This is a genomic window from Rhizobacter sp. (assembly GCA_021153565.1).
In the GTDB taxonomy this organism is placed as follows: domain Bacteria; phylum Pseudomonadota; class Gammaproteobacteria; order Burkholderiales; family Burkholderiaceae_C; genus Albitalea.
Window position 1 is genome coordinate 1 of sequence record JAJKJU010000070.1, and the last position, 9,825, is coordinate 9,825.

A 9,825-nucleotide genomic window follows, 5' to 3' on the forward strand; every position below is an offset into this window, starting at 1 on the left:
ATGCGGTGGTGCACGATCACCCCGCCGGTCTTGGCCAGCGTGGACGTCCACTTCGGCGCGTCTCCGGTCAGGTTGCACACTTCGAATTCTTCATAAAAGGCGGTGCGCGCCTGGTCCAGCGGAGTTTCCACCAACAGCGGTACGCGCACCGCTGGCGCGCGGTCGATCGGCTCAAGCTTGACCGGTCTGGGGTCTGGCACGGGCGAGAGTGCGGGGGACTGCGGCGCGTCGGCTAAATCGGGCTCAATGTTCAGGTCGAACGTGAGTCGCGCCGCTGCTGCGGGCCCCGGCCCCGGGCCCGGCAGATCGGCCGGAACGGCTTGTGCGGCGCTGACTGACGATTCGCCGCGGGCCAGGGCGCCCGGCAGCAGCAGTTGGTCGATCTCCTGAATCCGGGGAAAGAAGTTCTCCTGCTCCTGCGGGGCGACAAGCTCGCCGCAGACAAGTCCAAGCTCCGGCTCACTGTGCCACAGGCCCGAGGAGTCGATCAATCGAGACAACCCAGGGAAGCCTGGCTCTGCGTCTTCAAGGGAAACCGCGTGCTGCCGGATCTGCAGGATCAACCGCGCCGGCTCATGCCGACGCGCTCCAAAGTCGTTGATGTCAAGGGACGCCGCACGGTGAGCCGGGGCCTCACCAGGCTTTAGCTTGCGCCTGTCCATTGCCGCTTGGAACGCATCGGCCACGTGCCGATGGCTCTGTCGGATGGCCTCCAGCTTCTTGAGAATGCTTTTGGCGTTAGGGGAGGCTGGCTTGAGGGTGCCGTCCGGGGCGAAGGCATTGGCGAAGCTACCGCTCATTCCAGGGCGTCTGGAAATTGCCAGCGGCGTTGCCCGGCCGTCCTTGACTTCATGGATCAACGGGATGAGCTTCTGCAGGTCGCCGGCGAACTCGTTCGATTCCGAGCAGGGGATCGTCCGTAGGGCCTGCTGTCGGCCGGTCGCCAATTTGAACTTCTCGACCACCGTCGGATGGCTCTGCTGGATGAACTCCAGCTTGTTGTGAAGGCTTCGGGCGTTGCGGTTGTCAGCGGGTGGCTTGAGGGTGCCGTCCGCGTTGAAGGCGTTGGAGAAACTCTTACTCATCCCCGGGCGCTTGGAAATTCCCGCCACCGTTGCCAAGCGGGCCTTGACTTCATGGATCAACGGGATGAGCTCTTGCACGTCGCTGACATACTGATTGAGAACCGCCGCGGGGTGGCGCGTCGAGTTCGCCACCGGTAGAGCCCCCGCGGACGAGCCCATAGACGGAACATGCGCGCCGCGCGGTGGTAGCGTGCCCTGGCGTGGCGCGAAATCGACGCCACCTTGCCCGGCCACGTGTCCTGCATCCGTGCGCCGACGAAGGGCTTCGGGTGCCACCAATGCGAATGACGCTGGACGCGCTTGCGGTGCGGCGGATGGCTCTTCGGGAGGTGCCGAAGTCGAACCGGCCTTTCGCTTACCAATGCTGTTGATGTTCTCCATCGTCCGTCTCTCGCCTTCAGTGTTTCGGCAGCAAGCGAAGCCCAAGTTTGTCATTTGGCACCACGACCGCCAGTGAAATCTACGGCACGCCAAAACCATCCCAGCAGGAACCGCCTTCTTACAGGGGTTGCAACAGCTGTTAACGAGTGCCTTTTCGTTCAGGTACTAACTATGCACGGCAACCACCCCTCGTAGTGCTCGTCATGCGAAGAGGGTTACGGAAGTGCGAAGAAGGCGCGACTGAATTTCCACTGCGGCAGGGGATGCCCATTACCGCCCCCCCCAAAGCCGGCAGAACCGGAACCAAACAAGTAATGATCCTGGTCGAACCGATGGTGTGGTGATCGGCGTGGTTCAAGTCAGGGTTCCACAGAAATACTCTCAGCCTCTCAGCCTCGGAGGGCGAATCAATGGAGCGAGCGATGAAGCATAAGCTGCTGGACCTGCACACCGAAGTCGCCGCCGCGTTGGCTGCTGGCAGACCGGTCGTGGCATTGGAATCGACGATCATTTCGCACGGCATGCCATGGCCGCAAAACGCCGAGACGGCGCTGGCCGTCGAGGCAGAGGTGCGCAAACATGGCGCGGTGCCTGCAACGATTGCCATCCTGGATGGCCGCCTGAAGGCCGGCCTCACGTGCGACGAGATCGAGCGGCTGGGCCGCATGGGCCCAGCCGCTGCCAAGGTCAGCCGGCGAGACATTCCGATCTTGATCGCGCATGGCGGCACGGGCGCCACGACAGTGGCGGCGACGATGATCATCGCCGCACTGGCCGGCATTCGTGTGTTCGCCACCGGTGGCATCGGCGGGGTGCACCGCGGCGCAGAAGTCAGCTTCGACATATCGGCCGATCTGCACGAACTTGCTCGTACGCCTGTGGCCGTGATTTGCGCAGGCGCGAAATCGATTCTCGACCTGCGTCTGACGCTGGAGCACCTGGAAACCCATGGTGTTCCAGTGATTGGTTTCCGCACCGACACCCTGCCGGCCTTCTTCAGTCGAGACAGTGCCTTTGGCGTCGACGTCCGACTTGACGAGCCGGATCAGATCGCCCGCGTCATGAAGGCGAAGTGGGACCTCGGCTTGGACGGCGGACTGGTCGTTGCCAACCCGATACCCGCGCAATATGCGCTGCCTCGGGAGGTCATCGACCGCGCGATCGATCAGGCATTGACCGACGCGCACGCACAGGACATCACCGGCAAATCGGTGACACCGTTTCTGCTGGCACGCGTCAACGCGCTGACGGGGGGTGACAGCCTGGCTGGCAACATCCAGCTCGTGCTGAACAACGCAAGGCTGGCGACGGCGGTTGCTGTTGCGTACGCGGCGCTGTCGGCCTGAGTGGCTGAGTGGCTGAGTGGCTGAGTGGCTAAGTAGCAGCACGATCGCCCGAGTCGAATATCATCCGCCCCGTTGGTGCTCGCGCCGGTCCTCAGCCGGCGTAGTTAAACGGGAATCAGGACAGATCGTTCCAACGGAACATCCCAACCTGAGCTGCCCCCGCAACGGTAAGCGGACGAAGGCCTTGGCCTTTTGCTCGTGTCGAATCCACTGGACGCCCCGGCTTCTGGGAAGGACACACGGGTTGTCTCCGCCAGCCCGGATACCGGCCAACGAGGAGGCGCGCGTTTGCATTCATTCGCGCGGCTTGATTGCAGGAACCTGCGGGGAAGCAGGAACCTGGGCTCGTTGTTCTGTGTCCGCCATGAAGATTCTCTCGTCGCGCCCGTGCGAACGCACGCGGCTGAATTGCCGCCATCCACGCCTGCGCAGGGCGTGACGATGTCGACACCACGTCAGGCCGCGCATTGCCCTGCGCTGCTGGTCGGCGCCCCGGCTTCGGGCCAGGGCAAGACCACGGCCACCGCTGCACTGGCGCGCTGGCACCGTGATCAGGGTCGGCGTGTGCGCGTCTTCAAGACCGGCCCGGACTTCCTGGACCCGATGGTGCTGGAGCACGCAAGCGGTCAGCCCGTACACCAACTCGACCTTTGGATGGGCGGCGAAGCACATTGCCGCGAACTGCTTTACCGGGCGGCCCGCGAGGCTGACCTGATCCTGGTCGAGGGCGTGATGGGCCTGCACGACGGCACGCCATCCAGCGCCGACCTCGCCCTGCGCTTCGACCTGCCGGTGCTGGCAGTGATCGATGGCTCGGCGATGGCGCAAACCTTCGGCGCCATCGCCCAGGGCCTTGCCACCTACCGGCCCGGCTTGCGTTTCGCGGGTGTGCTGGCCAACCGCGTGGGCAGCGCGACGCACGCCACGATGCTGCGCGAGAGTCTGCCCGCCGGCATGGCCTGGTTCGGTGCGCTGCCCCGCGAGGAGGCCTATGCCTTGCCTTCGCGCCACCTGGGACTGGTGCAGGCCGGCGAGGTGGCCGATCTTGATCAGCGCATTGATCGCGCAGCGCTGGCGCTGGGTGCCATGGACCCGCCGCTGCCCGAGCCAGTGCGCTTCGAGGCGGCCGAAGCGCAGCCGCTCGAACGAACGCTCGTCAACATGCGCATCGCCGTGGCCCGCGACGAAGCCTTCTCGTTTTTCTACCGCGCCAACCTTGACACGCTGCGAGCGATGGGCGCCGAGGTGGTGTTCTTCTCGCCGCTGGCCGACGAGCCGGTTCCCGATGCGCATGCGCTCTATCTCCCGGGGGGCTACCCAGAGCTGCATCTTGAGCGCCTGAGCCGAAACGCCATGACGCGCGAATCGATCCGCGCCCACTGCGCAGGCGGCAAGCCCATCGTCGCCGAATGCGGGGGCATGCTCGCGCTGCTGGAATCGCTGACCGATGCACAGGGCCACACCGCAACGATGCTGGGCTTGCTGCCGGGTCGCGCCTTGATGGAAAGGCGCCTCGTCAACCTGGGCCTGCACAGCGCCGAACTGCCCGAAGGACCCGTGCGCGGCCACACTTTCCACCACGCGCGCATTGAAACGCCGCTGGCGCCCGTTGTGCAGACGCAAGCGCAGCGCCATCACGGCAAGCCCGAGGGAATTTACCGCGCCGGGCCCGGTGGTCGCCTGCACGCGTCCTTCCTGCACCTGTACTTCCCATCCAACCCGCAGGCCGTGGCGCGCTTGTTTTGCCCGAGCGAGGAGGCGGCATGACCACGTCGCTTGCGTACGGCACGGTCTGGTTCGTAGGCGCCGGCCCCGGCGACCCCGATCTCCTCACCGTCAAGGGACGCGACTTGATCGCACGCGCCGGCGCCATCCTGTTTGCCGGCTCGCTGGTCAATGAGGCGGCCACGCGCTGGGCGCCTGCGAGCTGCGAGATCGCGGACTCGAAGGACATGACACTGGGCGACATCTCGAGCTGGTTGATCGCGCAGGCCGCCAGGCACGAAACCGTGATCCGCCTGCAGACCGGCGACCCTGCGCTCTACGGCACCTTGATTGAAGTGGTGCAGCCGCTCGATGCCGCTGGCGTGCCGCTGCGCGTGGTGCCCGGAGTCTCGTCGGCAATGGCCTCGGCAGCGGCGGCGGTCGAGAGCTTCACGCTGCCTGAGGTCACGCAGACCACGATCTTCACGCGAGTCGAGGGCCGCACGCCCATGCCCGAGGGTGAGTCCTTGCCCGAGTTGGCCAGCCACCACTGCACGCTGTGCATCTTTCTGTCGATCACGCTGCTGCACAAGGTCGAGGCCGGTTTGCGCGAGGCTGGCTGGGCCGAAGACTCGCCCATGCTGGTCGTTCACAAGGCGAGCTGGCCAGGCGAGGAGCTCATCGTGCGCGGCACGCTGGCCGACATCAAGCAGCGCTGCCGCGACGCCGGCATCGTGAGCCAGGCCATGGTCATCGCAAGCCCCACGTTGGGCGCACGGCAATGGCCGAATCTCACCAAGTCGAAGCTATACGACGCGAGCTTCACGCACAGGTTTCGACGCGCATCAACACCCAAGGAAGCACCATGAGACACCCGCTGGCAACCAGCCCTTTCAAGGTCGTGCATTGGCTCCTCTCCCCTCTGGGGAGAGGTTGGGTGAGGGGCTGCAGCGATGGCAATCCCCTGCCCTCATTCACCGCCCACGGCCCTCACCCCAACCCTCTCCCAGAGGGAGAGGGAGCAATACCAGACTGTGTAAAGACCGTGAAAGGGCTGCCACTGACAACCTGTCTATCGCCGGCCGGCGCGCAGGGCCGCCCCAAGCAGCAGACCCTCTCGACGATCGGGGCCTCGACATGACCACGACCATTCTCCTGGTGGGCCACGGCTCGCGCGAGCAATCCGGCAACGACGAAATAGAGCGCTTCACCGCACTGTGGCGCGAGTCGCACCCACGCTGGCGCATCGAGTTGTGCTTCATCGAGTTCGCCGATGTCGAAGTGGAAGAGGGCTTGGCGCGCGCCTCGCGGAACGCGCAGCGCGTCATCGTCGTGCCGCTGATCCTCAACGCGGCGGGCCACGTCAATATGGAGATCCCGGCGCACATCGCGCGCGCTCGCCAGCACCTTCCTGGCGTCCGCTTCGACTACGCGCCACACCTGGGCGTGTGCGAGCCCATCCTCGCGATCCTGCAGCGTCAACTGCGCCAGTGCATGCACGTGCTCGACATGCCCGACCCCACCACCACGGGTGTGGTGCTTCTCGGACGCGGCTCGTCCGACCGGCACGCCAACGGCGAGATGGCCAAGATGGCGCGTTGGCTGCAAGAGGAGAGCCAGCACGAGATCGTCGACCTCGCCTTCACCGGCATCACCTTCCCGCGCCTGGAAAGGGTGGTTCAGCGCCAAGCCATGCTCGGGCTGCGCCAGATCGTCGTGCTGCCTTACTACCTGTTCACCGGCACGCTGATCCAGCGCATCGGCCGGCAGGTCGAGCACCTGCGCGCACAGTACCCGCAGATTCGTTTCGCGCTGGGCTCGTACTTCGGCTTCGAGCCGGAGATTGCGCGGCTGCTGGCCGATCGGGTGCAGGGCTTGCTGTCAGGCCATCTTGAGGCGGTACCCGTCAGCGACGAGGCGGCGCAATGGGTGACGCATCACCACGGCGATCACGATCACGATCACGGGCACGATCACGGGCACGATCACGGGCACGAATGTGCTCATCCACACGAGCACCTGCATCCATGAGCACCGTCAACACCGTCACCGAACAGCTCACCGCCGCGGGCCGCGCGATCGAGCACGATTCGTTTGCGGTGATCGACCACGAGGTCGGCGCGCACGGCTACACCGCAGATCAATGGCCCATCGTGCGTCGCATGATCCACGCCAATGCCGACTTCGATTTCAACGGCCTGACCGACTTCCATCCTCAGGCGGTCGACGCCGGCGTTCAGGCGATCCTGCGCGGCGGCGCGAGCGTCGTTGCCGATGTGGAGATGATCTGCGTGGGCCTGTCGGCGCCGCGGCTCGCGCACTTCGGCATGCACCCGCACCAGTTCATCAGCGATGCCGATGTGATCGAGGCGGCAAAGGCGCAAGACACGACGCGCGCCGTGCAAGCAATGCGCAAGGCACATCGTCAAGGGCTGCTCGATGGCGCGATCGTCGGCATCGGAAACGCGCCCACCGCGTTGATCGAGCTCGTGCGCCTGATCGTTGACGAGGGCGTGCGCCCGGCGTTGGTTGTAGGCATGCCGGTCGGCTTCGTTTCGGCGGCCGAGTCCAAAGACCTGATGGCCCAGGTAAGGCATGTTCCATGGATCGTGATCCGTGGGCGCAAAGGTGGTTCGACCCTGGTGGTGGCTGCCTTGCATGCGTTGCTGGCGCTGGCGGAAGCCCAGCAACGAGAGGAGCAGTTCAGGCCATGATGGAAAAGACCGTCAAGCGCGGCACGCGCACCGGCTTCACCACTGGCGCGTGCTCGGCGGCCGCCGCGCGCGCGGCCGTGCTGGGCCTGGTGAACGGCGCCGTGCCAGAGACGGTCGAATCGGTGCTGCCCAATGGCGACGTGGTGAGCTTCGTGGTTCATGACGGTCGCTGCGATGAAGGCAACGCGCATGCGATGGTCATCAAGGATGCGGGCGACGATCCCGACTGCACCGACAAGGCCCATCTCACCGCCGACGTGCGCCTGCTGCGCGATCAAGCCGGTGCCGTGTTACTGCAAGGCGGCTTCGGCGTTGGCACCGTGACAATGCCCGGCCTCGGGCTCGATGTGGGCGGCCCGGCCATCAACCCTGTGCCTCGGCGCAACATCGAAGAGAACGTGCGCGCCGTGGCCACCGACGTGCTCCTGGATGCGGGCATCGAAGTGACGATCTCAGTGCCGCAAGGCCTGGAGATGGCAAAGAAAACGCTCAACGCGCGGCTCGGCATTCTGGGAGGCATCTCCATTTTGGGCACCTCCGGCATCGTCAAGCCCTACTCGACCTCGGCCTATCGGGCAAGCGTTGTACAGGGCGTGCAAGTGGCGGCCACCGTCGGCCGCAACAAGGGCGAGGGCCAAGGGAACAGCATCGTCGTGCTGACCACCGGCGGGCGCACCGAGCAGTTCGCGATGAACGAGCGGCCGGAGCTTGCGGCCGCGTGCTTCGTACAGATGGGCGACTTCCTGCGCTACGCGCTCGACACCGCAGTGGCCGAAGGCCTGCAGGAGGTGGTGATTGGCGGCATGGTGGGCAAACTGACCAAGATCGCGCAGGGCGAAACCATCACGCACGCCAACCGCGCCGACGTCGACACCGGATTGCTGGCCGAGCTGGCCGCGAGCATCGGCGCGCCGGCAGACGAATGCGCGGCGATTGCCGCCAACGTGACCGCTCGTTTTGCGGCCGAACGCATGGAGGCGCTGGGCTTGTTGAATGAATTCCACACGGCGCTGGCCGAGAAGGTCGTGAGCACGCTCATGGCCCCTGATCGTTACGCCGGCAAGTTCCATCTTCACGTGCTGGTGTGCGACTTCGACGGCCGCAAGATCGCCGAGGCCCGATCGAGTGAAAGACGCGAATGACTGACCCCCAACCCTGCCGAGTGATCGGTGTACTCGACGACGGCGCCGCGAGCCTCGGTGACACCGCCATTGCGCACCTGCGCCGTGCGGACCTCGTGATCGGCGGCACCCGCACGCTGGCGCTGTTCGAGGACGACATCGCACCTGGCGCCGTGCGCCGCGATCTCACTGGACAGCTCAGTGCCGTGCCCGAGTGGATACGCAGCGCACGCGAGGCCCGGCAATGCAGCGTGGTGCTCGCCACGGGCGACCCGCTGTGCCACGGCATTGCCAGCTATCTGGCCTCGCGCCTTTGCATCGAGGCGATCGAGGTGCTGCCCAACGTCTCGACGCTGCAACTTGCCTGCGCGCGCGTCGGTCTGGCTTGGCAAGACGCGAAGATCATCTCCATCCATGCCAAGGACGCGGGCGAATGGACGCAGGGCGCCGCGCCGTCGCACGGCCTGTACGCACTCGCCCAAGCGGTGCGCCAACATGACAGGCTGGCCGTGCTCACCAGCCCCGACAACACCCCAGACCGCATCGCCCGCCTGCTGCTGGCCGAAGGACAAGGCGATGACTTTCATCTCGCGGTGGCCGAGCACTTGTGCACGGCCAACGAACGCGTGCTGGCCGATTTGTCGCCGCAAGACGCTGCACAACAGCGCTTCGCTGATCCGAACGTCGTGCTTCTGTGGCGTGTGCGCCCACGGACGAACCCGGTGCGCTTCGGCTTGGCCGATGCGGCCTTCCACCAGCGCCAGCCTGACAAGGGTTTGATCACCAAGCAGGAGGTACGCGCCGTGTCGCTCGCGCGCATGCAATTGCGTGCCGACAGCGTCGTATGGGACATCGGTGCGGGCAGCGGCTCGGTGGGGCTGGAGGCCGCACGGCTGTGCCCGCAAGGGCACGTGTGGGCGATCGAAAAGAACGACGGCGATTTCGAGATTGCGGGCCGCAACGTGCATGCCTTCGGCATCAGCAACCACACGCTGGCGCATGGCAAGGCGCCCGAAGGTTTGCAGGATTGGAGCGACCCCGACTCCGTCTTCATCGGCGGCTCGGGCGGCGAGCTCGCCGAGTTGATCGCACTGTGTCTGCGGCGCATGAAGGCCGGCGGCTGGCTGGTGATGAACTTCGTGACGCTGGAAAACCTCGCCACTGCAACGCATGCCTTGAGTTCGCTGAACGCGACATGGGACGTACTGCAACTGCAGGCCGCGCGCAGCAAACCCATCTTGCACATGCACCGCATGGCGGCGGAGAACCCGGTGTGGATCGTGTGCGCGCAGGCTGATGCGGCAATGGCATCGAAGGAACACCCCTTTCAAGGTCTTGAATTGGCTCCTCTCCCCTCTGGGGAGAGGTTGGGTGAGGGGCTGCGGTGATGGCAACCCATGGCTTTATTCACCGCCCACGGCCCTCACCCCAGCCCTCTCCCAGAGGGAGAGGGAGCGAAGACTGCCTCTCAGGG

The 9,825-nt window shown here is 65.5% G+C and carries 8 protein-coding genes and 1 riboswitch; of the genes, 7 read left to right on the forward strand and 1 reads right to left on the reverse strand.

What is annotated here, in order from left to right; genetic code table 11:
* On the reverse strand, positions 1–1,466 hold a 1,466-nt coding region (locus AC30NL_RS04515), incomplete at its 3' end, for a hypothetical protein (protein WP_489462817.1).
* A gap of 422 nt (positions 1,467–1,888) precedes the next feature.
* Here AC30NL_RS04515 and AC30NL_RS04520 point away from each other — a divergent pair.
* The 7 genes from AC30NL_RS04520 to cbiE all read left to right on the forward strand — a co-directional run bounded on the left by AC30NL_RS04520 (position 1,889) and on the right by cbiE (position 9,739).
* Complete coding sequence (locus AC30NL_RS04520; RefSeq protein ID WP_489462818.1) at positions 1,889–2,812, forward strand: pseudouridine-5'-phosphate glycosidase; 924 nt, start codon at positions 1,889–1,891, stop codon at positions 2,810–2,812.
* Between the two features lie 56 nt (positions 2,813–2,868).
* A riboswitch (cobalamin riboswitch) is annotated at positions 2,869–3,100 on the forward strand.
* Between the two features lie 153 nt (positions 3,101–3,253).
* Positions 3,254–4,579 (forward strand): cobyrinic acid a,c-diamide synthase CobB, encoded by a 1,326-nt coding sequence (locus AC30NL_RS04525; RefSeq protein ID WP_489462819.1) that lies wholly within the window; start codon positions 3,254–3,256, stop codon positions 4,577–4,579.
* Complete coding sequence (gene cobM, locus AC30NL_RS04530) at positions 4,576–5,385, forward strand: precorrin-4 C(11)-methyltransferase (RefSeq protein WP_489462820.1); 810 nt, start codon at positions 4,576–4,578, stop codon at positions 5,383–5,385. The genes AC30NL_RS04525 and cobM overlap by 4 nt, the downstream gene beginning before the upstream one ends.
* 268 nt (positions 5,386–5,653) lie before the next feature.
* Positions 5,654–6,547: a sirohydrochlorin chelatase gene (locus AC30NL_RS04535; RefSeq protein ID WP_489462821.1), complete on the forward strand. Its 894-nt coding sequence runs from the start codon at positions 5,654–5,656 to the stop codon at positions 6,545–6,547.
* On the forward strand, positions 6,544–7,230 hold the full coding sequence (locus AC30NL_RS04540; protein WP_489462822.1) for a precorrin-8X methylmutase: 687 nt from the start codon (positions 6,544–6,546) through the stop codon (positions 7,228–7,230). Before AC30NL_RS04535 ends, AC30NL_RS04540 begins: the two co-directional genes overlap by 4 nt.
* The gene (locus AC30NL_RS04545) at positions 7,227–8,372 is read left to right on the forward strand and encodes a cobalt-precorrin-5B (C(1))-methyltransferase (RefSeq protein ID WP_489462823.1); all 1,146 of its coding nucleotides are present in this window, start codon (positions 7,227–7,229) and stop codon (positions 8,370–8,372) included. Before AC30NL_RS04540 ends, AC30NL_RS04545 begins: the two co-directional genes overlap by 4 nt.
* Positions 8,369–9,739 carry a precorrin-6y C5,15-methyltransferase (decarboxylating) subunit CbiE gene (cbiE, locus tag AC30NL_RS04550; protein WP_489462824.1) on the forward strand — a complete coding sequence of 457 codons (1,371 nt, stop codon included), beginning with the start codon at positions 8,369–8,371 and terminating at the stop codon, positions 9,737–9,739. The genes AC30NL_RS04545 and cbiE overlap by 4 nt, the downstream gene beginning before the upstream one ends.
* Positions 9,740–9,825: the final 86 nt, after the last annotated feature.